Below are 24,451 nucleotides of genomic sequence, written 5' to 3' on the forward strand. Positions count from 1 at the left end.
CCCTAAGCGTTTTATGCTTTGTTGAGGTGTATTTGCTTAGAATGACTAGGCGGCACACACCTCGCCGCGCCTAAAACGCTTATGGCGAGAACAAAATTTAACTACCAAAGGTCAACAGACCCTTGGACCTTTAATGGTGATGGTGCATTTTTTATGGATCTTTATTCATATAAACAAGCGTAGAAAAACCTGCTCACATGTCCAATTGATAGCTGGCTCAATGCATCAGATTGCCAACAAAATGAAATACGATGCGTATTTGGGGAAGGAAACACAGTTTAAAGCTGATAATAATCAATAATAACGTTTTCTGTTGGCTATCCTTTTAGGGCTGCGGTAGCTTGATAATGGAGAAAGAAAAGACTGCGTAAACGCGGCGACATGAAAAAGGAGAGACATGTTAAAGCTTGATGATATTTGCTTGCGACCCGCCCGGAATGATGAACGTGATCATTTGTGGCATTTCATATATGTGCAAAACGAGTGGAAGGCACACGATGCCCCCTATTTTCCGCTCGAGCATCAATCCCGCTTTCAATTCCGACGTCATCTGTTTAAACGCCTGAAAGAAGCGCAAACTGCCATGGTGATTGACTACAACGGAGAGGCCATTGGTTACCTTTCCTGCTATTGGGAAGATCAGTCGACCCGTTGGTTGGAAGTAGGTATTACGCTTTTCACTTCCCAATACTGGGGAAAACAACTCGGACGTAAAGCGCTGACCCTTTGGATCACCCATCTTTTTGAGCGTTATGACGTCGCCCGTATCGGCCTGACAACGTGGTCGGGTAACCCGCGCATGATGAAATGTGCCGAAGCGCTTGGCCTTCAGGAAGAAGGGCGGATAAGACGGGTTCGCTACTTTGAAGGTAAGTACTACGATTCGCTCCGTTATGGTGTGCTTCGCGAAGAGTGGCAGGCGCAAAGTAAAGGCGATGATACACTTCGCTGTGTTGGATAGCTTTACACTGTAAACATGGAATCTCATATTCACTATTTGCGCAAAGGGCAGGGGCGACCGCTCCTGCTTCTTCATGGCTTGGGTTCGAGCAGCGAAGATTGGCAGTATCAAATCGACGCATTCAGCGACCGGTTTGATGTCATTGCGCCTGACTTCCCGCTGCACGGTGCCTCACCCGGCGACATTGATACCTTCAGTTTGCCGCAGTGTGCGGTCATCATTGCTTCACTGATTGAGATGCTGGAACTTCGCGACGTGCTGGTGGTTGGGGTTTCAATGGGCGGCATGGTCGGTATTGAGTTAGCCACCCGTTTTCCTAAGCACGTTGCGGGGCTATGTGTAGTGAATGCGCTCGCGGAGTGTCGCCCGAGAAAGCTCAATGAGTGGTGGATGCTGGCTTCAAGGCGCTTTTTACTTAAGTTTGTTAGCGTCGAAACCATTGCCAAACTGATGGCAAAGCAACTCCTACCGGGAGATGGTCACGCCCAAACCCGGGATGAGGTGATCAGTCGCTGGTCGAAAAACCACAGGGAAAGCTACATTGCGGCCTTTAATGCCGTGGTGAACTGGGACGCTTTGAACAAACTTTCCAAGCTGAAATGTCCGCTGTTTATGCTGACCTCAGAGTTTGATTACACGCCCGTCGCGTCGAAAAAAGTACTCGCTTATCTCTATCCTGATGGGCAATTCGCTTGTCTTCCCAATGCCAGACATCTTGTTCCGATTGAAAAGCCGACTGAGTTCAATGAAGTGCTCAATCATTGGCTGGTTGAACGAACCTAGCGCACCTTTCTCATCCCTTTGGATTGTTCTGCTTCACTCAACTGCTAGAATTCTCGCAACGCATTTCAAAGAAAGTGCGATATATATCCAAACGACCTGAATGTTGCATCTTCAAGTTGTTTGGGTATCTACCCAAACAAAAAAGAAACCAAGAGAGTCACCATGAAATTGGAAGCAGTCGACTTCAACGCGCCAGACGCGGCTGAACGTTTTGTTGAATCCCTACGCTCAACAGGATTTGGCGTTCTGAAAAATCACCCAATCAGCCAGGATCTGGTGTCGTCAGTGTATGAAAACTGGCAAGGCTTTTTCGATAGCGAAGAGAAAATGCAATATCGATTCAAGCCAGAAACGCAGGACGGATTGTTCCCGGCAGAGGTGTCTGAGGTGGCAAAAGGCCACAAGAAAAGAGACATCAAAGAATTTTTCCATTACTACCCTTGGGGTCAGTGTCCGGATGACCTGAGAGAACAACTGCAAGGCTACTACGACGAAGCGAACGGTCTGGCGAAAATCCTGCTGGGCTGGGTAGAAGAGCACTCGCCGGAAAATGTATCTTCACTTTACTCGCAATCCCTCTCGAGCATGGTGGATGGCAGCGAGCAGACTTTGCTTCGCGTACTGCACTACCCGCCAATGAAAGGTGATGAAGACCCAGGTGCTATCCGTGCTGCCGCCCATGAAGACATCAATCTGCTGACTATCCTTCCTGCGGCCAATGAGCCAGGCCTGCAAGTATTGGGTAAAGACGGCGAGTGGTTGGATGTGCCTTGTGATTTTGGCTATCTGATTGTTAACATCGGCGACATGTTGCAAGAGGCATCTGGCGGCTACTTCCCGTCAACCACACACCGCGTGGTCAATCCAGAAGGGGCTGACATGACTAAGTCCCGCATTTCCTTGCCTTTGTTCCTGCATCCAAAGCCAGAAGTGGTGCTGTCTGACCGCTATACGGCCAACAGCTATCTGATGGAACGTCTGCGCGAGTTGGGCCTGATCTAACGCTTCAATTCCAAGCTAGATTTATATACCCAAACTCGCTGAATCCTGCATCTTCAGGTTGTTTGGGTATAAGCCGGTGACACGATTCGTGCACCGGCTTTTTTGTTGCTCCAGATCGGGCTGCTTTCTCCCAGAAACCATTAAGTTAGCTTTTTCGCTCAATTGCGTGCCTCAAGAGGAATAATGGGATTTTTCAACTAGTATTCTATGAGAGGAACAGGAGTCTCAAAAATGCAAAACTCTTTCATGTCACCACTGAAACGAGCCATAAGCAGTATTTTTGGCTTCGATGCAGAACTCGAGTCGGAGGCGAACGCCAAGATCGCCGCCTTGGATAAGTCTCTCGCCATCATCGAATTTGATACCAAAGGGAATATTCTCTCGGCCAACGAGAATTTTCTGAAAGTCATGGGTTATACCCCGGACGAAATCATCGGAAAGCATCATTCCATGTTTGTGGAAAAGGCATTTGCCAGCTCCAGTGAGTACAGGGATTTTTGGCAAAGACTGTCAAACGGTAAGTCAGTGTCCGGTGAGTTCAAGCGAATTGGCAAAAACGGTATCGATGTCTGGATTCAGGCAACTTATAACCCTGTTTATTCGCCTAAAGGAGGTGTCGTGAAAGTGGTGAAATTCGCGACCGATATTACTCAGGAAAAAAATAAGAATCTCGATACCTTGGGGCAGATTAAAGCCATTAACCGCAGTCAGGCGGTGATCGAGTTTGACCTCAAAGGCAATATCCTGCGTGCCAACGAAAACTTCCTGGGTGCCATGGGGTACACCGAAAAAGAGGTGGTGGGCAAACACCATTCCATTTTCGTGGAACCTGCGACGGCACAGTCTGGAGAATACAAAGGCTTTTGGGCAAAACTGGCCAAAGGTGAATACCAAAGTGCCGTATACAAGCGTGTTGCCAAAGGCGGTAGAGAAGTTTGGATCAGTGCTTCGTACAACCCAATTTTCGATGACAATGGCAAACCATTCAAAGTGGTGAAGTTCGCGACAGATGTGACCGAACAGAAGATGCGTAATGCTGACTTCTCAGGTCAAATCCGAGCTATTGGGAAATCGCAGGCTGTGATCGAATTTGAACTGGACGGCACCATTCGCACCGCCAACGAAAACTTCCTTAACACTGTCGGCTACACACTGGAAGAAGTGCAGGGTAAACACCACTCGATGTTTGCTCCCCCAGGATTGAAAAACTCCCGGGAGTACAAAGAATTCTGGAAATCGCTTGCGGCGGGTGAATTCTTTTCCGGGGAATTCGAGCGCGTCGGAAAAGGCGGCCGCCAAATCTGGATTCAGGCTTCTTATAACCCGATTTTTGACCTAAACGGTAAGCCATTCAAAGTCGTGAAGTATGCGTCTGACATTACCGATCAAAAACTGAAAAATGCCGATTACGAAGGCCAGATTGAAGCGATTGGCAAATCTCAGGCAGTGATTGAATTCAACATGGATGGCACCATTCGCCACGCTAACGAGAACTTCTTGGCAGCGATGGGATACTCCCTGAGCGAAGTGAAAGGGCGTCACCACTCTATGTTTGTTGACCCTGAATACAAAAACTCAGCCGAGTACAAAGCCTTCTGGGACAAACTCAACCGCGGTGAGTATGAGTCTGCCGAGTTCCAGCGCTTTGCCAAAGGCGGCAGGGAAATTTGGATTCAGGCTTCATACAACCCCATCTACGACGCCAGTGGCAAGCCATTCAAAGTGGTGAAATATGCCACAGACATTACCGCTAAAAAGCGGGCTGTGGCAAAAATCAGCGCGTGTTTGGTGTCTCTGTCGAAAGGGGATTTGAGCGTATCTATTCCTTCAAAATTGGATGAAGAGTTTGAACCTGTCAGGGAAGCACTGAATTCTACCATCGAGCGATTGAACGAGCTGGTGGTGGATATCAACCGCACGGCGACGTCTGTCAGTAACGCTGCCCGTGAAATCAAGGTGGGTACCACAGACCTGAGCGATCGCACCGAGTCACAGGCTAGTAGCCTCGAAGAAACTGCCGCCAGTATGCAGGAAATGACCTCTACGGTGCAGCAAAATGCAGATACCTCGCAAAGCGCCGTTAAGCAGGCCAGTGAAGCCACCAAAAAGGCTGAGCGTGGTGGCTCGGTGGTGGAAGATGCGGTCAACGCCATGGCTGAAATTGAAAACTCCAGTAAGCAGATTTCAGACATCATTGGCGTTATCAACGAGATTGCTTTCCAGACTAACCTGTTAGCACTGAACGCCGCGGTTGAGGCAGCACGCGCTGGTGAGCAAGGCCGTGGTTTCGCGGTGGTGGCTGGTGAGGTGCGTAACCTTGCCCAGCGAAGTGCCAAAGCCTCGGTGGAGATCAAAGACCTTATTAATGCCAGCGTCAACAAGGTCAAAGACGGTACCCAACTGGTGCGTGAGTCGGGTGAGAACTTGGTAGAAATTGTGGATGCTATTCGCAGTGTATCTTCCATGATCGACAACATGAGCACGGCAACACAAGAACAGTCTCAGGGGATCGGTGAAATTAACCGAGCGGTTACAGAAATGGATAACATGACGCAGCAAAACGCCGGGCTTGCTGAAGAAGCAACCGCGGCGAGTGAAAACATGCTGGTAGAAGCAGAAAACTTGCAGGAGCTTGTCAGGTTCTTTAAAACCCGCAGCGCCTGATCTTTCGCGGATAACTAAATAAGCCGGACTCATGTCCGGCTTATTTATTTGTTGCGTATCTTATTGACGAGCTCAGTTTGTGGAAGCTCTCTGCATCTCGTCGTCTCAACGTCTATTTGTCGTTATCGCCGTCATAGAACTCGAATTCAATGTCGTCGTCATCGTCTTCCACATCGTCTTTTGCCTTCGATGCGAACTGGAATTTTGGTTTTGAGGGTGGGCTTTGCACCTCGATATCGTCATCCAGTTCGCGATAGCTGTCATCACTGAATTCGAGGAAGCCATCATCCTCGTCGTCAAGCTCCTCTTCAAGAAGGGAAGCGTCTTGCTCTTCTGGCAGGTCAAAGAAGGCGACCATTTCCGTCATGTCTTGTGAAAGGCTCCACATGCCTTCACTGGCGGTGGTGACTTGCTCGACCAGCGCTGCGTTCTTCTGGGTGACGCTGTCCATTTTGGTGATCGAGAGATTCACTTGCTCTATGCCAACACTTTGCTCTTGGGCAGCGTCAGAGATTTCTGCCATTTTGCCGCCCATCTCTTCCACCATAGAAACGATTTCTGCCAGAGTCTTTCCTGAGTTGCTGACGTATTCTGCCCCGACTTCCACTTTCTTGTTGCTGGCTTCAATCAGCTCTTTAATCTCTTTGGCTGCGCTGGCAGAGCGTTGAGCTAAGTTTCTGACCTCACCGGCCACCACGGCAAAACCACGGCCTTGTTCACCTGCTCGTGCCGCCTCAACAGCAGCATTGAGCGCTAGCAGATTTGTCTGGAAAGCGATCTCATCAATCACGCCAATAATCTCCCCAATTTCGCTACTGGCTGTACTGATATCTTCCATGGCGTTGATAGTGCGGGTAATGGCTTGACCGCCTTCTCGGGCTTTAGCCCGTGCTTTCATGCTGACCAGTTTGGTGGAAAGTGCGTTTTCAGCGCTCTGTTTCACTGTGCTGGTCATTTCTTCCATGCTGCTCGATGTTGCCTGCAGTGAGGTTGCCTGTTCGTCTGTGCGAAGGCTCAGATCCTGATTCCCTGCCACAATTTCCCGTGATGACACAGAAACCGTCCCTGCTGTTTCACGGATACGACGGATCACATCGGTGAGCTTGTCGATGGTCTGGTTGGTGTCTTTCTTGAGTTGGCCGAGTCGACCTGTGTAGTTTTTATCCATGCGCTCTGTCAGGTTACCCTGCGCCATCGCCGCCAGTATGCGCTGCATGTCTGCCAAGGAGTCATCGATGTTTTTAGTCAGGGTGTTGAGCCCTTCAGCGAGGTTGTAGAAAAACCCCTGTTTTCCGGTCATCTCAATGCGGGCACTGAAATCGCCACGCGCTGCTGCGGAAATCACATTGTCGATTTCCCGTTCAATAGCCACTTCGCTGGTGCGGTCAGTCCATTCGATCACTGTGCCTATGCGTTCACCCTCGTCGTCAAACATCGGCTGGGCACTGATAGCCATCACTTTGGTGCCGACAAAGAATTCACTGGTGAAGGTTTCTGAGACGTTTTCCAACACTTGTCGCTGGTGGTGTGGGTCCTTGTGGAACAGGTCGATGGATTGACCGACCACCGAATCAGGGTCGAAGTCTGGAAGTTCTTGCCTGAAATCGTCCGCGGCAGTTTGCAGCATCTCTTTCGCGGCGTTATTCAGGTAGATGACCTGGTGTTCACTGTCAGACATCATGATGTTGTTCGAAACGCAATCCAGCGCTTGTCTGACTCTGGCGTTCTCTTCGGCAATGGTTCGTGCTTCCTGCTCAAAAGCCTGTTTAACAAACTCTGCCCTCTCGGCGTTTTCCAATGACGCGTTGGTGGCCTCTTTGATTGAATGCAAATCGCCTTTGTAGTCGCCGTTGATGCGAAGGCTCAAGTCGCCTTCCGCAATGCGTTCCATGACCCTGTTTATCTCGCTGAGCGCGTTTTGGGTTTCTGTCATTAGCGTATTGAATGCTTTGGCGGATTGGCACACTTCATCTGAGCCCCTGACGGGCAGACGGATGGAGTAGTCGCCTTCCCTTGAAACGGCTTTCAAGCTTCGGGTCATGTTGATGATAGGGCGCGTCACTGATCGGGTAATGGTCAGGGCGATGATTGCCCCCACGACGACGCCAATAATACCGGTAAGCTTTAAAACCTGTGTGATGGAGGCGTTCATTTCCGCCAGCTGCGCGACTTCTTTATTAAGCTGTGCCCGTTGCAGGGCATCCAGGTCTTGCACCAGTTGTTGTGAAAGTACAGAGAGGGGAGAGGCTTTGGTTCCCAGCAGATACTGCGACATGTTCCAGCGTTTGGACTCACGTAATTGATACATTTTGTCTACGTCATCGGCAAAGCGGTCACGCAGCGGTGAATAGCTGTCAAAGAGCTCCCGTTGCTCTCGGGTTAGCAGGTAGCGCTTACTTTCAATGTCATAGAAAGCGTTACTGTTCGCGGTCCAATGCTGGAAATAGGTGGCTTTGTAGTTCTGATTGCCACTGATGAGGTATGAGCGGGCGGAGGCAAAAGCGAGAGAAAGCGAGGCACTTGAGTGGGCAAAGACACCGAGCAACTTCTTTCTCTCAGGTGTAGACGGTAGAGATTGTTCCAGTTGGGCGAGTTGATTGATGTCATCAAGCATTCTCATCGCGACGGGAGAAATATCCAATTTGAACATCTTCATCGCGGGTTGCTCATCTTCGGTATGGGCAATTTGTTCTGCTTCGTCCTGAGCACTTCGGTACTGTTTCAGGCTGACTTCAAGCGCGGACAGTTTTTCGGCATAGCCCACGATATGTTGATTGTTTAACGTATTTTCTTTGAGGACAGCCATTTGCTGGTCAATGCTGTCCCAAACTTCCTGACGCTGTGTTTTCAGCTTTTCATCGCCCAGCACCAGATATCCGCGCAAAATGGCAAGAGATTTATTGATTTCCCCTACCAGACCGCTGGCAGCCAATGTGCTGGGAAATGTTGAATTGACCAGCTCATTTTCCAATACCTGCAGGTTTCGTAATCTGTCATTTGAGATGACCACTGCTGTGACAAGAATGGCCAGGATTAATCCAAAGCCAAATGCCAAGCGTTTACCTATCGTGATGCGGAATATTTTATGGTTCATCTTTGCTCACTCTGTCTGCTGCTTTTGCTCGCTAAGGAGAACAATCAGTTTGCGGTCGATAAGGTCGACCATGGCATAAACATCTGACGGTGTTTTTGGGCGCTGATAAGTCCGGTTGCTGTAGAAGTCACCAAAGCTGTTTTCGGGTTCCATGACGGAAAGGGTGGCGGCAATGGTGTCAAGGCAGGATCCGGCCAACAGAAAAACTTCAGCGGGGATGGCTTGCGCTTTTTCGCGGGTGACACGTTCAACAAGATCGATGCCGTAGTCGTCGGCGAGTTGGTCGATGCGGTTGGCTAGTTGGCTTAGGGCGACGAAGACCTGCTCGGGCGTGTAGCCCTGCACGGGAATGATTTTTCTTGGCAGTGAAGAGGCGAGCTCAGGTTTGTACCGGTAGGCATAGTGCATCACGATGGCATCAACATTTTTGACCAGCGAGAACACCTCGGTAGGGGTCAGCTCCCCGTAACGGTCCGAATAACCATAGGCCTTGGTGTCATGTGTATTCGCAAAGGCTGGGCACGCCATAAAAATCACAAGACTTAGATAGCAGGCTGTAACCCACCTGCCGAAACACGGCATCTGACAAAGCATCTGGTTCTTTAATTGCAGCACTTCTTTCATCACCACATTTGCCATTTCTGAGATTGATACGATTGAATCAATAACGTGACTTTGGTTCACATTTAAGTCTAGACCGATATGGCAAAACGTGTGCTAGCAGGCTTTCCTCTAACTGCCTGTTTATGAAAGAGTCTCCCGGGTGTTGAAGGATGAGTGAAGAGTGGGAGTTTGAAAAACAAAAAGCCGCATTAAAAAGCGGCTTCGTCGGCAGCGGCAATTTGCTGTAGCCAGCGCCCCAGTTTCAAGATTTCTGGTTGCCTTGCGCGGTGCTTTTTGTACACGAAATAGAGACTGTCTCCGGTAGGAATTTCATGCAGGGGAATGCGTACCAGCTGTTCGCGATCTATCTCGTTCATAAAGTAGTGGTTGAGCAGGGTGACGCCATGGGAATAGCGCGCCGCTTCTGTCGCGAGCAACATATGGCTGAAGGTGTGAATTTTTACGTCTCTTGGCAGTGAGTACCCTCCGACCTTACACCACTCTTTCCAGTCGTTTTCCATCAAAGATCTTACAGACAACAAAGGATATTCCCAAAGCGCATCAGGCAGGGGTTTGTCTTTGATTTGTTGCCAGATTTTGGTGCTGCACACAGGGTAAATGTATTCGGTATACAAAAGCTCGTATTCGTAGTTTTTACCGGGCGCAAAGTCGGTGATAAAGCAGTCGCCCATTTTGTCTGAGAGATCCGGGCGATGAGCGTACATCTCAAGGGAAAGATCGATTTCAGGGTGCTTGGTGCGAAAATCTGAAAGCTGGGGCATGAGCCATTTCACCGCGAGCGAGCTAAACACTGCCAGACGAAGATTGCCAGAAACCCCCTCACGAACCTGAAGACTGGCGCGGGCAATGGCCTGGAGTGGGTCGCCAATATCGTCATAGTAACGTTGCCCCACCGGGGTTAAATGCAAGTTCCGCCCCTGGCGTTCAAACAGGGATTCTCCCAGAAAATCTTCCAGTAAACGGATTTGGTGGCTGACAGCACTTTGGGTCACGTTCAGAGATTCTGCTGCGCGCGAGAAGCTGTTTAAGCGGGCAGTGGCTTCGAAATATTGAACGGCTCGGAGCGGAGGAAGTTTCATTATCTAAAAAATTCATAGAACCTGAATAATCATCATTATACGTCATGAAAAAGTGCCGCTACTATGAGGATTCTGTGAGCTATGTTGCTTTTTCTCGCTTAAAGGAGGTATTAGGTATGCGCAATATCTCAGTAGGTTTCGCCATGACGTTGTTGGTGATAGGAAACCTCAGCGCAACGTTTTCCGATGCGCTGGTCAAAACCATGGAAGGAGGGCCAGACGGTGCCATCTTCCAGTTCGCGCTGTTTCGTCAGGTATCTGCCGTGCTCATTTTGCTGCCTTTCTGTTTGACGGCACCTGTGAAGAATTTGACGTTGGGACTGAAATGGCACGCACTGCGCGCGCACATTTGGTTGCTTGGTGTGTTTTTCTCGGTGATCGCGTTGACCACAATGCCGTTGGCAACTGCGAATGCGATTTTCTATGCGGCACCCTTGATCATGCTTCCGCTTGCAGCGATCTTTCTGCGTGAGAAACTCTCGGTAGCATCGATCATTGCTGCGGTAGTGGGCTTTATTGGTGTATTGATTTTGGTGCGTCCGACCGAGTTTAGCTGGGCGGCGATGTCGGCACTGATTGTGGCGGTGACGCTGGCCATCAACAACCTGTTGATCCCGAAAATTCCGCGCGTTCAGACAGTGCCACAAACTCTGCTGCTGCATAACTTGATTGGTATTCCAGTCGCGTTTGCATTGGCACTTTATGAAGGCATGCCGTTCAGTCTGGACTTGTTCTGGCGTGCTGCTGGCTCGACCGCATTCATTCTGGTCTACGCTGCAACCTGTGTGATTGCGTATCGCGCAGCGGAAAGCAACAAGATTGCCAGCGCCGAATACAGCGGCTTGGTGTGTGCTGTTGGTGTGGGTTTGGTTTTCTTCGGTGAAGTGCCAGACATGCTGATGGTGGTGGGTACGACCCTGATTGTTGTACCTCTGCTGTGGCTGGCAGGACGTGAGAAACGAAAGTCCCGCAAAGCCAAAGCGGCTGCAATGGCAAAAGCGCCAGAAGAGATTGCTGAGCCAGCATAACTGAACGAAGAACAGAGAACCTAAAACGCTCCTCCGCTTGCAAAACCGGGGGAGCGTTTTTTATGCCCAGCCGCAAAACGAAATGCATTTTTCTTAATTTGAATACTGGAAGGTGAAATGCCGGGCAGATTGGTTGAACTGCCAGAAGACAGTCAATAAAGTGAGGTAAAACAAAAGAAAAGTGAGGGTAGGGATAACTCCTTCACACGGTTGGCAAAGGAATCTCTCATGTATAAATACGTCTTCGCAGCGTTATTGCCAGTGATCTTGGCTGGCTGCTCGTCTTCAGAAAAACCGACCTTTGATATCGCGGCTCAGCAGGAGAAAGAGCAGGACGCCGCGAAAAAAGGAGAAGTGCTACCGGAGCCGGCTTCTCTGTATTTTGTCAGTAGCAACGACTCACAAGACTACGATCCCGAGTGGGACGATACTCAAAAAACTAACCAACAGAAGCTGCTCATTGCCAACGGCGACCATGAGGTCACTCTCTTCACGGATCATCTGGAATGCAAAGACCCGATGGGGCTGAACATGGAAAGTCTGGGCACCAAGAGCATGACCATGCCGCGGGGCGAGAAAGTAACGTTGAATGTGTCATTCCACGCCAACAGTTTTGCCGCGGGTGGTGCGTCTTGTGTGAACACCTTTACCTTCAACGTGGATGAAGGGAAAAGCTACACAGTGAACCATAAATTCAGCATGGAAGACGGCCTATGCACTGTGTCGGTGTTTGACGATGAAGCCAAAGCCGCGATTGATGTGTTTGCCCGCAAAGGCCCTTACCTTTGTACCCCGGAAGATCTGAATGAAGACAACGCAGCCCAACGTATTGAGTTGAGCGCAGGCCGCTTCTAATCCTTTAATTTCGCCGGAATGTTAGCGACCAAGTAACTGATAAGCGCTTTCAATCTGGCGGGTTGGTGCCGATCTCTGTGATACAGCAAATAGAGCGGCACCTTATCCACCTTCCATTCTGTAAACACCGATTCAAGCTTTCCTTCCGTTTCATAAGACGTGCAATACAGCGCGGGCAAGCGACATATCCCATTCCCCTGAAGCGCCGCGTTCAAAAGCACATGACCGTTTTTACATTGTAAATGGCCGTGAACTTCCACATCGGTATGCTGTGCTGGGTCGTCGGATTTCACATATCGCCACTTGGTCACAGACCCAGTCAGGCAGTCATGCTGTTGCAATTCTTTTGGGTGTGATGGCCTTCCTTTGCGCGCGAAATAGTCTGGTGAAGCGTAGGTGCCTATCTTGATTTCTCCGAGCTCACGGCCAATCAGAAGGGAATCCGCCAGCGCCCCCATTCGAAGTACTAAATCAAAACGGGACTGCACCAGATCAACCCGTTCTGAGCTGAAATCAAGCTCGATACTGATCTCCGGGTTTTCGGCGCAGAAGGCGTGTATCACATCGCCAATCAAAGACTCTCCCAAAATACCGCCGACACAATTCACCGCAATATGGCCACGCATCTGATCAGCATCACTGCTGGCGAGAGTTATTGCTTCATCCAGTTGTGACAGTGCAGCCCGGCAGCGGCTAAAGAAGGTTTCTCCTGCCGCGGTTAAGCGCTGAGATCGGGTCGTACGGATGATCAGCTGTACACCCAACCTGGCTTCCAATTGGCTTAACTGGCGAGACATATGAGCGCGGGAAGCATTCAGCGATTCTGCGGCTTTAGAGAAGCTGCCAGTTTCTGCAATAGCAACAAAGGCGCGGATGTCACTCAGGCTTTCGCCGAGGATTTCTTTATTGGTGTTCATTTGGTAACACTGAGTTTTATTGTGACATATATATCAACAATGATGACTTATTTAGAATGCAGCCTCAACCAAAACAACAAGGTCTTTGAGGAAGAACATCATGAAAAAGTTGGCTGTTATAACAGGTGCAAGTTCAGGTATCGGCGAAGCGATTGCAAAACAACTGTCTGCACTGGGGCATCCACTGCTGCTGGTGGCGCGCCGTGTTGAGCGTTTAGAAGCGTTGAACCTGCCAAACACTCTTTGCCGTAAAGTCGATGTGACTGACAAAGCGGCATTTGAAGCAGCAATTAAGGAAGCCGAAGCGGAATACGGTGAGGTAGACCTGCTGGTCAACAATGCAGGTGTGATGCTGCTGGGTGATGTGGCAACACAAAATGCCGCAGAGTGGCAAACCATGTTCAACGTGAACGTGGTTGGCTTGCTGAATGGTATGCAGGCCGTGCTTGAACCGATGAAAGCGCGCAACGGCGGCACCATTGTAAACATCAGCTCAGTGGCTGGCCGCAAAACCTTCCCGAATCATGCGGCTTACTGCGGCACTAAATTTGCGGTTCACGCGATTTCTGAAAACGTGCGTGAAGAGGTGGCGGATGCCAATGTTCGTGTCATCACCATTGCTCCTGGCGCGGTAGAAACCGAGCTGCTTTCCCATACCACCAGTGATGAAATCAAAGCAGGTTACGACAGCTGGAAAGACGAAATGGGCGGCGTTCTGGCTGCAGATGATATCGCCAGCACTGTTTGCTATGCGTATTCCTTCCCACAAAACGTGTGTGTGCGTGAGATTGTGATCACCGCTACACGTCAGCAGCCTTAAGTAACAGAAATGGCTAACAGCTAAAAAAAGCCACCCTTGCGGCTGTCTCTCATACACAAATCCCTGAGCAATGCTCAGGGATTTTTTTTGGACTCATTTTGCATGCTGTGAGCAGACCGTTTAGGACAAATTATTTGAGGCGATAATGATGATGAATCCAGAGTCCGTTGGCGAAATGTCAATTTGGGCAAGCAAACCTCAACGACCCAAGACGCACGCAAAGAACCTTTGTCATCCTGCCTCTTTTATCAACCCCTTCGCCAAATCTTTGGGCGTGATGCCGGGGTTCTTAGAGTGCCTGCCCCCGCTGAGTCACGAAAGCGGACATATCTTCAAGATGACCTATTCGACGATTGTTCTTCTTTGGAGAACAAATAGTTCTTAATTTGTGTGTTGATGTGTTTTTTTGCAACCACTAAATTCAGGACAGATGATGAGGCCTCAAGGGGCCTCAACGATGAGTCGATTGATTGAATAGATCTGGAAGGATAGCTAGTCCGATACGAAATCCAGCAAAGGAGCATCGCCCCATCACCGAGACCGCTTCCATGAAACCATCTAAGAACAATAATGAGTCCAGGAGATCAGAATGAGACGGATACTCGCATTAACAGCTCTTATCGGTACCATAGCCTTAGGCAGCCACCATGCTTTCGGACAGACCCAGTTTGCGGACTTGGTCGTCAAGAACGCAAAAATCACCACGCAGAGCCATTTGCAGCATTCAGCTTCGGCGTTAGCGGTTCGCGATGGGCGTTTTGCCAAGGTCGGATCGATTGGTGACATCACCCCCCTCATCGGGCCAAAAACGCAGGTTATCGATGCCGACGGCCGCCGCATTGTGCCCGGCTTGATCGACTCGCACTCACATTTCCTACGATCCGGCCTGACCTATACACGAGAACTCAGGTGGGATGGCGTACCAACCTTGAAGCAGGCATTGGCGATGCTAAGCGAACAGGCCAAGCGAACACCAGAGGGTGAGTGGGTGCGCGTCATCGGTGGTTGGACGCCATGGCAATTTAAGGAGCAGCGACTCCCGACCGTTGCAGAGATCAACGAAGCGGCGCCGAACACACCGGTTTATATTCAGTATTTCTACAGCGTCGGACTCGTGAACCGAGTAGCGATGGCACGCCTTGGGATCAACCAGCAAAGCGAGGATCCGAAAGGTGGGCGATTTGTTCGAGACAGCTCCGGGAATCCGACAGGTTTAATGATTGCTGACCCGCATCCGGGAATTTTCTACGGCAAGATCGCAGCTCTGCCTAACGCCACGCCAGAAGTCGAAGCCAACTCAACGATGCACATGTTCTTTGAGCTGGCACGCTGGGGCATTACGGGCGTAATCGACGCGGGCGGTGGTGGATTCCGTTTTCCGGAGCACTATTCTACGGCTCAGAAGCTCGCAGCATCGGGAAAACTTCCTATTCGGGCAAGCTTCTTTCTGTTTGCGCAACGTCCGGGCAAAGAAGCCGAGGACTTTTCCAATTGGACAGATAAATACACCGCTGGTTGGAATTTTGACCCAGTCAAGCCGAACGGGTTTCAACTTGGTGGTGGCGGCGAATATATTCTTTGGGATGCAGCAGATTTCGAGAACTTCCGCTCGCCACGCCCCGATTTACCGGCAGGCATGGAGGAGCGCCTCGCTTTAGTTCTGAAAACTCTGATCAAGAAACGCTGGTTCTTTCGAATTCACGCGACCTATGATGAATCGATTTCACGTATTCTCGATGTCATCGAAGCTGTCAATAAAGAGACACCGCTAAACGGCCTACGCTGGTCCATCGAGCATGGCGAAACCATTTCGGAGAAATCAGTGCTGAGAATACGTGCGCTTGGCGGCGGTCTGGCCATTCAGAACCGAATGATCTTTCTTGGTGATGATTTTGTCTTGCGCTACGGAGCCGAAAAAGCCAAGGCAACACCACCGCTGCGTACCATACTCGACAGTGGCATTCCGGTTGGCATGGGGACTGATGCAACACGTGGTTCGACCTTCAACCCGTGGATCTCGCTCCATTATCTTGTGAGTGGCGAAACTGCCAGTGGCCGGAAGCTTTACGATGCTGAAAACCTGATGACCCGCGCCGAGGCGCTGCACGTGCACACCATAGGCAGTGCCTGGTTTTCCGGTGAGGAAGACATCAAAGGGCGCATCGCGCCGGGTCAATTGGCGGATTTTGCAATCCTGAACAAGGACTACTTCGAGGTGCCGGTCAACGAGATCAAGACGATCAAGTCGGACGCCACGGTCGTTGGCGGCAAGGTCATGTATGGGACAGGGCCGTTTAAAGCGCTGTCGCCGGAGTTGCCGCCCATTCTGCCGGAATGGTCACCGCTCAAGCATTACGGCGCATACTGGTCCGGTCGCTAAGGCTCGCGACTTAAATTTGAACAACAGAAGGGCCTCGGCCTTGAGGGCATGAAGATGACAGCGATGAAGAACACCTACAACCTTGCAGCTTGGATACTGCCACAGACACTTGCCGTCATTTTCTGCCTGGCATCGGCCCCGGCGTTCGCGGACTGGCGCAAAGGGGCGGGATACATGGAATTAGCGGATCGGCTGGACCGCTCCCAAGACGGGTATTGTTTCGACCTGCCTGGCGCGGGTGAATGGGTCGACACCTCCGCTCCGGTCAACGCCCACAACTGCAAAGTTCCCGGCTTCTATCCGGACGGCGCCGTGACTTTTGCCAGTCCGGGGCAGATCCGCTTCCCTGCATACGGCCTCTGCCTGACGGCAACCGGCCTCAATGGGCGCTCACTGCCGGGGGCTGCGCTGCTCGTCCGGCACTGCGCCGACCAAGCGGGACAATCGAATAGCTTTCTCGCAAGTGAAAGCGGATTGCAGATATTTGTTCATCGTGATGACGGGCGTATCGAGCTTGGACGGTCCGGGTTGTGCATTGCCGTCGGCAACCGCTCGGACAGTACCTACAGTTCATCTCATCGGTGGCGGCCATTGTTTCTGGCCGAGTGCAAGACTATCAATGCGGGCCGTTCTGTATGGAAACCATTCCAGCCGAAGAGCGATCGCTGAGAAAAAACGGGGACAGGCGCTTTTAGGAAATCAGAATAAAACTTGCATTTCGTAAGCTGATAAAGCAAACGATTAAGCGGCAGTTACCCACAGATTCTGTGAATAAAAAATGAGCAGAACGCGATGCCATGGACGACGCACCGCCTTTGAAACAGCACAAAGGCCGTGCGGGCGGGTAAGGTGGTCTAGCGTATAATTGGACAGAATTGGCTTAGAGCTAGTGATCTAAGCCAGTTGGTTAGTATAAGGTGAGCTTGGGTAAAAGAAGAAGTGTGCCACTACTTCTAATTCTGCCTGTCTTTTTTACTCTATCAAACAATAAAGCCCCTATCGTTCATTTCTCCCTATCAAGTGGTTCACTCACTAGGGTTGGCCGGCACATTTCTATTTTGTCTATTTTCAATGGTAGCTACAGCATTATTAAGTTCAGCTATTAGCTCTTTAAGAACACCTTTTTGTAGTCTCCCTTTCATATGTTCTCGCTTCAACGCTAATCCTTGAGCTAACTCTTTTAATACTGGTAGTTCAAGTTGGTCTTTTTCAGGATGGTTAACTATGAGATACCTTTTTTTCATAAATCCTGTGAATTCTGCTAGTTCCATTGCGGTCCATTGTGAAATAGCTTCAGTTAGTTTTGTTTGATCGATGCTATGGAAAAATGGCTGGTGTTCAATATTGCTTTGAGGGTTGCAAATTGTTTGTCGCCAATCTTTTAAGAAGCAATTTGTAATAGTTTCTTGGTATTTAGCTTTAGAGCGCTGGTCTATTTCATTAATTGCTCTTTCAAAACTATTTGTTCTGATTTCATTTGATGAGTACCCTCTCATTCCTAGGCGGGAATGGTTCACTGTGTCTAGGTCTATAGTGCCTTCTTCTAAAAGTCGTCCTTTAAGAATCTTGGCAAGTTTAGGTATATCTTCGCCCTCAAAATACCCTCGTTCATGCATAAACAAGTATGTATCACAACATATGATCCAATCTGACCAGCTCACATTGGTCATCGTAAAGAGTAGCTGTTCCAGCTGTTCTACCCCTTCCTCAAACTCTTCTTCTGAAGCAAAACTATAAAATGTGTGAGTTTTGAAAATATCTATAGGATTCGCTAGTCTAGGTAATTGGAGTTTCTCAATGAACTCATCATTACTAAGATCAGGGACGAGATTAGTTAAGCAATATTCTGCTAAGGCATCAATGCCAGATAAGCCGTTTAGTAATGAGTTCAGTTGTTCGAACAAAGCTTTTTTCCTGAGATCATCCTCGGAAAGCTTCTCAGTTTTGGCCTGATCAGCATTACGATTGGCTATTGCTTCAGCCAATTGGTGGGTACGCCATTTTTCAGCACTTTTGAGTATTGATGTAAATTCATCCATATCCAATTCATTAACGTAAATATATAGTGTCAGAAGCACGATATTTTTAGTTAGTCTTTCGGTACTTCGCTTTTTATCGATTCCTTCTATAAGGTTTAGTTTTTCCATTAGTTTGAGTATTCGGTTTACTGCTCGCTGAAGCACCCGTAAATTATTAATTTCCAAGTTATTAATTTGAGCATGCTTAATGGCTTGAAAAAAATTTTCCTGTAACTCGCCATCCATACTTCCATCGTAAATATCAACAATAATGGTAAGCAGTTCTTCAGTCGTGCGAGTTAGTTTGATTACATCACTAAATGACTTTTCAACTTTGGTTTTATCCTTAAATGCTGTTGCGTTTGCGATAGCAATAACTTTGATTTTGTTGTGCTCTGCAAATCGTAAGCAGGTCCCCATTATGTCTGCTATTAGCTTTTCATCTGCCAACCGCTCCAAGTCATCGACTACAAGAGTTATATCTTTCATGTTTTGGATTGCTTTTTGGCGAATGAATCCAGTAGTGCCTGATATGACTCCTTGAATAACTCCCGCTTCACTAACATCAGCTCCACACATTCGAGCGAGCTTGCTACTGAGGCTAGTTAAACCATTTAGATACGTTGAGCTTTCTTTTTGGTTGGATATGTAAAGAGAAACGATTTGATCTTGGAACTCCGTTACGTTTTTTATGCCGAAGGCTGAAACGTAGTGATAGTCCCCAAACTCTTGAGGAGCGGATTCAATCAATGGCCTTAGTTCATTATCAATTAAGTGAGTTTTACCGATTCCCCAAGCCCCATCAAGTAGAACAATTGGAGGGTGACTAGAGTCCTTTAGTTGCTCGAGAATTTGTCTTGTTGCTTTGCTTGTCATGGTTACTCACAGTAAGTTGGATTATATTTCGTGTACTTTTGCTAATGTAATTTATGTGTTTGAAAAGAATCGTTTTTTAGTGAATGTACTGACTAGGGCGTCATATATAAAAATCAACGATTTCTGTCTGAAATCAGTTAGCCAAAATTCTACACACCTGTAGCTGGCTATAGCCAGCCGCTTCTGCAATTTCTCTCAGGCTGAGTCCTTTCTCTCTGTAGCTTCTAACTTTCTGATGCCGTTCGATGTCGGGCTGCTTGCCTTTGTATTTACCGTTGGCTTTGGCGGTTTCTATGCCCTGGCGTTGGCGTTCTCTTCGTGTTTCGTAGTCCTTTCTGGCCATAGCGGCCATCAGTTCTATCAGCATGTTGTTAATGGAATCGAGCACGGCTTTAATTATGGGGTCGTTGTGGGTGAGGGAGTTGTTGTCAAGTGTTGTCCCCGAAGCTACCTCTCTTTACTCATCGGTTCGCAACAAGCAATCACTGTTTAAATTATCCAGTGGGAGTGCACTATAAAGTGCAAAAGACGATAGTTGACTTTGATCGCACGGAAAACTGATTGGTTATTGAGCAATCGGCTAGTAATGACCAACATTTTCAGGGGAGGGTTACAGCTAAAAGTTTAGTTTAAGTAAGGGAAAGTTTGTGTTCTGCTAGATAAGTAAAAAAACGTACGCAATTGGAAATAGAGCAAAAACATGTTAGCTATCGATGGCATTTAGCATTCTAAAAAGCCACCCTGCTGGGTGGCTTTTCTGTTTTCCGTTAGCGCAAAGAGAGCAACGCCTTCCTCATAATGTCTATCGCTTCTTCGACGATATGGTTTTCGACAGTGAGTGGCGGCAGCAATCGGATTGCGTTGCCGAACTGACCACAAGGCAGCAAGATAAGCCCCTTGCTCCGGCAGGCTTTGATAAAAGGCTGCACATGGCGGGGTTCCGGTTGTCCATCACAGACGAAATCAAACGCAATCATGGCACCTTTGTGGCGGATATGATCAATAGGCAGTTCAGGATTCAGTTCTTTTATCTCAGAAAAAGCCTGATGCAGGCGGCTTCCCACAGCCTCGGCACGGTCATTAAGGCATTTGGATTCCAATTCATCCAGCACCGCTAACGCGGCAGCGCATCCCACTGGGCTACCACCATAGGTACCACCAAGGCCGCCCGGCGTTGGGCTGTCCATGATGTCGCGTTTACCGATAATGCCAGAAAGTGGATAGCCACCTGCCAGCGCTTTTGCCACTGTGATCAAATCGGGCTGCACATCAAAATGCTCGCTCGCGAGGGTTTTCCCTGTGCGGCCAAAGCCTGTTTGCACTTCGTCGAATATCAGCACAATGCCGTGTTCATCGCAAAGGGCGCGAAGGTGTTCCATCAGCGCATTTGGCGCGGCATAAAACCCGCCTTCCCCTTGAACAGGTTCCAGCACAATGGCGGCAACGGAAGAGGGAGCAATGTCCGTCTTGAACAGTTTCTCCAGTTGTTGCAGCGAATAGGCGGTATCAATGCCCTGATAAGGAACCGGGAAGGGAATGTGGTAAATGTCATTCGGGAACGGACCGAAGCCTTCTTTATAAGGGGCAATTTTTCCGGTCATGCCCATGGTTAAAAGCGTGCGACCATGAAACCCACCATGAAAGGCGATAACACCACTTCGTTTGGTGTAATGACGGGCGATTTTTACCGCATTTTCCAATGCCTCAGCACCTGTGGTCATTAAGATGGTTTTAGCATCATCAATCGGGGCGATGGCATTTAAACGTTCGGCTAACTCAATGTAATTCTCGTAGCCTGCGACCTGAAAAGCCGTGTGGCTGAATTTCTCGATTTGCTCAGTGACTGCCTGTGTGACAGCGCGGTTATTGTGACCGGTATTAACGACTGCAATTCCCGCCGCGAAGTCGATATAACGGTTGTCTTCCACATCCCAAAATTCTGCATTTTTGGCACGTTTTACAAACAGAGGGGTAGCCGAAGCCACGCCTCTGGGGACCGCCGCATTGCGGCGATCCATCAGTGACTGGTTGTTCATTGTTGGTTCCTGATACTGGTGAGTTACAAGAGTCCGCCAAAGCAGACGTATTTGGTTTCGAGGTACTCTTCGATGCCTTGTCGCGATCCTTCCCGCCCTAAACCGGAGGCTTTCACACCGCCAAAGGGGGCGACTTCATTGGAAATCACGCCTTCGTTCACGCCGACCATGCCGTATTCCAACGCTTCGCTGACACGCAGACAGCGCTGGATATCCCGCGAATAGAAATAGGCAGCGAGGCCATATTCCGTGTCGTTGGCCATCGCAACGGCTTGCGCTTCATCTTCAAAGCGGAAAAGGGGAGCGACGGGGCCAAAGGTCTCTTCAGAAGCAATCCGCATGGCAGGGGTAACATCGGCCAATACGGTAGGTTGATAGAAGAGGCCACCCAGCGAATGGCTGGCTCCGCCGGTTAGCCGCCGTGCTCCCAAAACCAGTGCATCGCGTATGTGTGATTCGACTTTATCGAGTGCAGAGCGGTTGATGAGTGGGCCAATCTGGTTTCTGGGCTCTAGCCCTGCGCCGACTTTGAGGTTGCTGACGGCATTGGCAAACTTTTCTGCAAAGGTGTCATAGATGCCGGACTGCACCAAGATGCGGTTAGCGCACACGCAGGTTTGCCCTGCATTTCGGAACTTGGAGGCCAGAGCCCCTTCGACGGCAGCATCGATATCTGCATCATCAAAGACGATAAAGGGTGCGTTGCCGCCGAGCTCCATCGATACCCGTTTAACGGTATCGGCACATTGCTTGATCAGCGTTTTGCCAACCGCAGTTGAGCCTGTGAAGGAAAGCTTGCGAACATCCGCGCTGTCGCAGAGCACTTTACCCACCTCGGCGCCGTGGGAAGCGGTCACCACATTAATGACACCATCCGGTATACCGGCTTCCTGCGCCAATGACGCCAGCGCCAGCGCGGAAAGGGGTGTCGCTTCTGCCGGTTTGACGACGATGGTGCATCCTGCTGCAAGGGCGGGGGCGACTTTGCGGGTGATCATCGCGATGGGGAAATTCCATGGCGTGATAGCCGCGCAGACACCGACAGGTTGCTTGATGGTTTGCAATCGCCTGTCGATCGCGGTTGTCGGAATAACATCACCATAAGTGCGTTTCCCCTCTTCCGCGAACCATTGGATGAATGAAGCGCCGTAGCCAACTTCACCGATGGACTCAGCCAAAGGCTTGCCCGATTCCTGTGTAATGAGCGCTGCCAAATCCGATTGGTTTTCCATAATGAGGTTAAACCAATTCATCAGCTTTTCTGACCGCTGCTTAGCCGTGGTTGTTCGCCAGCTGCCGAATGCCTTTTGGGCTGCATCAATCGCGGCTTGGGTGTCGCTTTCACCCATCTCAGGAACATGGGCGATGATGTTGGTGTAGGCCGGGTCGAAAACGGGGTAGGTTTTCCCGCTTTCACTGTCGACCCAATCGCCACCAATGAATGCCTTATCTCGAATCAACGTCATCGTGCAGCCCCGCTCTTCTCGATATGCTGTTTGGCATATTTCAACAGCGCGTCATATTCCTTACGGGCTTTCAGCGCATCTTCCAGCGAGATTTGCACAAACTGGGTCTGTGAATTGGGCTGCATCTGTCCGATAAGATCCATGTCCACCGACACCACGGTGCCAATCATGAAGTAGCCTCCGCCTGAAACGGCGTCTCGGTGCAACACAATGGGTTCTTTCCCTGCTGGCACCTGAATTGAGCCATAGGGATAACAGCCGTCGACAATATTGGAAGGGTCGGATCCGGCGCCAAACGGCTGCTCGCGCTCGACAAACTCTAATGGCGTGCCGTTTTTGAACCGGTAGCCAATGCGGTCTGCTTCTGGCGCTACCTGCCAGGTATCGTTGAAAAACTGCTCGCCAGCCGCTTTGGTGATCCGGTGCCAGTAAAGGCCGGGAACCACCCGCAACTGATTCAACCTTGGTCTGCGTAGAAAGTCGGGTAAATAGCGTTCTTCAAACGGCGCTTCATCGCTGCCGACAGGCAGTTCGTCCCCGGCTTGTAGCAATCTGCCTTCAAATCCGCCCAGCGCCCCGAGCGTATAGGTCGAACGGCTTCCCAGCACCTCAGGCACATCAATGCCTCCAGCAATGGCGATATAAATTCGCGCGCCGCCTGTCAGATGTGAGAAGGAAAGGGTCTGACCGGCTTTCACTGCAAAGCTTGCCCAATTGACCTGCTCTTCCCCATCAAGGATGGGGGTCATATCTGCTCCTGTAACGGCCACGGTGGCGTCCTGATTGAACGTCAGTTTGGGCCCCATAAACACCGCTTCCAACACTGCCGCGTTTTCGTCGTTACCAACCAGCCAGTTGGCGCAACGACAGGCGAATCTGTCCATCGCACCTGAGACCGGAATGCCAAGATGAAAATACCCTTTGCGGCCCAAATCCTGCACAGAGGTGGCGAGCCCGGGGTGGATAACATTAATGCTCATACAGCGCCTCCTGCATTGCTGCGTTATAGCCCGCCATGTCTTTTTCAAACTCAGACAGTGAGAACCGAACCGATTTTGTGCGAGGTTGGTAGGTACCGTCTTCGACCTGTTTGACGATCTCGTGATACTCATTTTCTGAGATAGGTTTGAACTTCACGATGTCGCCCGGTTGGAAGAACACCAGAAAGTCCTTCAGGTGTGCCGCGTTTTGAGCCGGGTCGTAAATAGGGACAGGGGTGACACCGAACATCTGGTAGCCACCGGCGCCCCGCACGGAGTAAATACAGGAGAAACAGCCGCCGTAGCCGACCGTCAGCTTGGGTGTGTCGGTTCTGGGTCTGACGTATTTCGGTACCTGTATTTGCTTGTCGCGTTCAACCATTTGGAACATGAACGGCAGACCGGAAACGAACCCCACCATGGTGACAAACCAAGGAGAGCCGGAATGCGCCTCAATAAAGGCTTCAATAGAGTCATAGCCGTTGATTCTGGCTGCGTAAGAGAGATCGGTGCCTTCTGGATCCTGATGGCGATCGCGAAACCGCATCAGGGTTTCATGGGTCCAGGGGTCTTGGTAGAAAACCGGCACCTCAACGATGCGGGTATCGATTTCTGCCTTTCCTGAAGCTTGCGCTTTTTCGATGTCCTGAATCGCGGCGAGCATGGTTTCAGGCGCGCAAACGTCGGGATTGTACTTCACCTGAAATGAGGCGTTTGCCGGGCAGATTTCCTCAACACCGGGCAGGTTCGCGTCACGGATGGCCTGGGTGATCGACAAGCTTTTGAAAAAGGCAGCGAGCGACATTTCTTCGCTGACTTCGACGAAAATATGCTCGTCGCCGCCGTAAGAGTAGCGTGTTTTCATTGT

The 24,451-nt window shown here is 49.9% G+C and carries 19 protein-coding genes; 9 read left to right on the forward strand and 10 right to left on the reverse strand.

What is annotated here, in order from left to right; genetic code table 11:
- Nucleotides 1-397 precede the first annotated feature (397 nt).
- From RN22_RS08585 to RN22_RS08600, 4 genes are all read left to right on the forward strand, one after another.
- Nucleotides 398-961, forward strand: coding sequence for a GNAT family N-acetyltransferase (locus tag RN22_RS08585; protein WP_046303930.1), 564 nt, complete (start codon nt 398-400; stop codon nt 959-961).
- 15 nt (nt 962-976) lie between these two features.
- On the forward strand, nt 977-1,744 hold the full coding sequence (locus RN22_RS08590) for an alpha/beta fold hydrolase (RefSeq protein WP_046303931.1): 768 nt from the start codon (nt 977-979) through the stop codon (nt 1,742-1,744).
- Nucleotides 1,745-1,906: 162 nt separating this feature from the next.
- Nucleotides 1,907-2,746 carry an isopenicillin N synthase family oxygenase gene (locus RN22_RS08595; protein ID WP_046303932.1) on the forward strand — a complete coding sequence of 280 codons (840 nt, stop codon included), beginning with the start codon at nt 1,907-1,909 and terminating at the stop codon, nt 2,744-2,746.
- Between the two features lie 231 nt (nt 2,747-2,977).
- On the forward strand, nt 2,978-5,410 hold the full coding sequence (locus tag RN22_RS08600; RefSeq protein ID WP_046303933.1) for a methyl-accepting chemotaxis protein: 2,433 nt from the start codon (nt 2,978-2,980) through the stop codon (nt 5,408-5,410).
- Between the two features lie 112 nt (nt 5,411-5,522).
- Here the strand turns inward: RN22_RS08600 and RN22_RS08605 are convergent, their stop codons facing one another.
- From RN22_RS08605 to RN22_RS08615, 3 genes are all read right to left on the reverse strand, one after another.
- Nucleotides 5,523-8,504: a methyl-accepting chemotaxis protein gene (locus RN22_RS08605; RefSeq protein ID WP_046303934.1), complete on the reverse strand. Its 2,982-nt coding sequence runs from the start codon at nt 8,502-8,504 to the stop codon at nt 5,523-5,525.
- A gap of 6 nt (nt 8,505-8,510) precedes the next feature.
- Nucleotides 8,511-9,128, reverse strand: a complete 618-nt coding sequence (locus tag RN22_RS08610) for a hypothetical protein (protein WP_156168190.1) — start codon at nt 9,126-9,128, stop codon at nt 8,511-8,513.
- Nucleotides 9,129-9,316: 188 nt separating this feature from the next.
- Nucleotides 9,317-10,207, reverse strand: coding sequence for a LysR substrate-binding domain-containing protein (locus RN22_RS08615; protein WP_046303935.1), 891 nt, complete (start codon nt 10,205-10,207; stop codon nt 9,317-9,319).
- A gap of 116 nt (nt 10,208-10,323) precedes the next feature.
- Between RN22_RS08615 and RN22_RS08620 the strand changes: the two genes are divergently transcribed.
- Together RN22_RS08620 and RN22_RS08625 are read left to right on the forward strand one after the other, a co-directional pair.
- Nucleotides 10,324-11,235 carry a DMT family transporter gene (locus tag RN22_RS08620; protein WP_046303936.1) on the forward strand — a complete coding sequence of 304 codons (912 nt, stop codon included), beginning with the start codon at nt 10,324-10,326 and terminating at the stop codon, nt 11,233-11,235.
- A gap of 228 nt (nt 11,236-11,463) precedes the next feature.
- Complete coding sequence (locus tag RN22_RS08625; RefSeq protein WP_046303937.1) at nt 11,464-12,090, forward strand: hypothetical protein; 627 nt, start codon at nt 11,464-11,466, stop codon at nt 12,088-12,090.
- On the opposite strand, the gene RN22_RS08630 is transcribed toward RN22_RS08625, so the two are convergent.
- On the reverse strand, nt 12,087-13,007 hold the full coding sequence (locus RN22_RS08630; RefSeq protein WP_046303938.1) for a LysR family transcriptional regulator: 921 nt from the start codon (nt 13,005-13,007) through the stop codon (nt 12,087-12,089). The genes RN22_RS08625 and RN22_RS08630 overlap by 4 nt on opposite strands.
- Before the next feature lie 100 nt (nt 13,008-13,107).
- Between RN22_RS08630 and RN22_RS08635 the strand changes: the two genes are divergently transcribed.
- From RN22_RS08635 to RN22_RS08645, 3 genes are all read left to right on the forward strand, one after another.
- A complete protein-coding gene (locus RN22_RS08635; protein ID WP_002540605.1) occupies nt 13,108-13,827 on the forward strand; it encodes an SDR family oxidoreductase in 720 nt (239 codons plus the stop codon).
- A 589-nt stretch (nt 13,828-14,416) separates the two neighbouring features.
- The gene (locus RN22_RS08640; protein WP_052737510.1) at nt 14,417-16,207 is read left to right on the forward strand and encodes an amidohydrolase; all 1,791 of its coding nucleotides are present in this window, start codon (nt 14,417-14,419) and stop codon (nt 16,205-16,207) included.
- A gap of 54 nt (nt 16,208-16,261) precedes the next feature.
- Nucleotides 16,262-16,876, forward strand: a complete 615-nt coding sequence (locus tag RN22_RS08645) for an RICIN domain-containing protein (protein ID WP_052737511.1) — start codon at nt 16,262-16,264, stop codon at nt 16,874-16,876.
- A gap of 356 nt (nt 16,877-17,232) precedes the next feature.
- On the opposite strand, the gene RN22_RS08650 is transcribed toward RN22_RS08645, so the two are convergent.
- From RN22_RS08650 to RN22_RS08675, 6 genes are all read right to left on the reverse strand, one after another.
- Nucleotides 17,233-19,101: a P-loop NTPase fold protein gene (locus RN22_RS08650; protein WP_046303939.1), complete on the reverse strand. Its 1,869-nt coding sequence runs from the start codon at nt 19,099-19,101 to the stop codon at nt 17,233-17,235.
- A gap of 133 nt (nt 19,102-19,234) precedes the next feature.
- Nucleotides 19,235-19,489, reverse strand: coding sequence for a hypothetical protein (locus RN22_RS08655; RefSeq protein WP_231590871.1), 255 nt, complete (start codon nt 19,487-19,489; stop codon nt 19,235-19,237).
- A gap of 379 nt (nt 19,490-19,868) precedes the next feature.
- Nucleotides 19,869-21,137, reverse strand: coding sequence for a 4-aminobutyrate--2-oxoglutarate transaminase (gene gabT / locus RN22_RS08660; RefSeq protein ID WP_046303940.1), 1,269 nt, complete (start codon nt 21,135-21,137; stop codon nt 19,869-19,871).
- 23 nt (nt 21,138-21,160) lie between these two features.
- On the reverse strand, nt 21,161-22,603 hold the full coding sequence (locus RN22_RS08665) for an NAD-dependent succinate-semialdehyde dehydrogenase (RefSeq protein WP_046303941.1): 1,443 nt from the start codon (nt 22,601-22,603) through the stop codon (nt 21,161-21,163).
- A complete protein-coding gene (locus RN22_RS08670) occupies nt 22,600-23,583 on the reverse strand; it encodes a biotin-dependent carboxyltransferase family protein (protein WP_046303942.1) in 984 nt (327 codons plus the stop codon). Before RN22_RS08670 ends, RN22_RS08665 begins: the two co-directional genes overlap by 4 nt.
- On the reverse strand, nt 23,573-24,448 hold the full coding sequence (locus tag RN22_RS08675) for an allophanate hydrolase subunit 1 (RefSeq protein WP_046303943.1): 876 nt from the start codon (nt 24,446-24,448) through the stop codon (nt 23,573-23,575). Before RN22_RS08675 ends, RN22_RS08670 begins: the two co-directional genes overlap by 11 nt.
- Nucleotides 24,449-24,451 lie beyond the last annotated feature (3 nt).

The organism is Grimontia sp. AD028 (genome assembly GCF_000973155.1).
Lineage (GTDB): Bacteria > Pseudomonadota > Gammaproteobacteria > Enterobacterales > Vibrionaceae > Enterovibrio > Enterovibrio indicus.

Coding starts and splice junctions, on each gene's coding strand:
- RN22_RS08595 (WP_046303932.1), top strand. CDS start 1,907: ATGAAATTGGAAGCAGTCGACTTCAACGCGCCAGACGCGGCTGAACGT.
- RN22_RS08675 (WP_046303943.1), bottom strand. CDS start 24,448: ATGAAAACACGCTACTCTTACGGCGGCGACGAGCATATTTTCGTCGAA.
- RN22_RS08640 (WP_052737510.1), top strand. CDS start 14,417: ATGAGACGGATACTCGCATTAACAGCTCTTATCGGTACCATAGCCTTA.
- RN22_RS08665 (WP_046303941.1), bottom strand. CDS start 22,603: ATGACGTTGATTCGAGATAAGGCATTCATTGGTGGCGATTGGGTCGAC.
- RN22_RS08670 (WP_046303942.1), bottom strand. CDS start 23,583: ATGAGCATTAATGTTATCCACCCCGGGCTCGCCACCTCTGTGCAGGAT.
- RN22_RS08630 (WP_046303938.1), bottom strand. CDS start 13,007: ATGAACACCAATAAAGAAATCCTCGGCGAAAGCCTGAGTGACATCCGC.
- RN22_RS08610 (WP_156168190.1), bottom strand. CDS start 9,128: ATGAAAGAAGTGCTGCAATTAAAGAACCAGATGCTTTGTCAGATGCCG.
- RN22_RS08600 (WP_046303933.1), top strand. CDS start 2,978: ATGCAAAACTCTTTCATGTCACCACTGAAACGAGCCATAAGCAGTATT.
- RN22_RS08625 (WP_046303937.1), top strand. CDS start 11,464: ATGTATAAATACGTCTTCGCAGCGTTATTGCCAGTGATCTTGGCTGGC.
- RN22_RS08650 (WP_046303939.1), bottom strand. CDS start 19,101: ATGACAAGCAAAGCAACAAGACAAATTCTCGAGCAACTAAAGGACTCT.
- gabT (WP_046303940.1), bottom strand. CDS start 21,137: ATGAACAACCAGTCACTGATGGATCGCCGCAATGCGGCGGTCCCCAGA.
- RN22_RS08635 (WP_002540605.1), top strand. CDS start 13,108: ATGAAAAAGTTGGCTGTTATAACAGGTGCAAGTTCAGGTATCGGCGAA.
- RN22_RS08605 (WP_046303934.1), bottom strand. CDS start 8,504: ATGAACCATAAAATATTCCGCATCACGATAGGTAAACGCTTGGCATTT.
- RN22_RS08590 (WP_046303931.1), top strand. CDS start 977: ATGGAATCTCATATTCACTATTTGCGCAAAGGGCAGGGGCGACCGCTC.
- RN22_RS08585 (WP_046303930.1), top strand. CDS start 398: ATGTTAAAGCTTGATGATATTTGCTTGCGACCCGCCCGGAATGATGAA.
- RN22_RS08620 (WP_046303936.1), top strand. CDS start 10,324: ATGCGCAATATCTCAGTAGGTTTCGCCATGACGTTGTTGGTGATAGGA.
- RN22_RS08615 (WP_046303935.1), bottom strand. CDS start 10,207: ATGAAACTTCCTCCGCTCCGAGCCGTTCAATATTTCGAAGCCACTGCC.
- RN22_RS08645 (WP_052737511.1), top strand. CDS start 16,262: ATGACAGCGATGAAGAACACCTACAACCTTGCAGCTTGGATACTGCCA.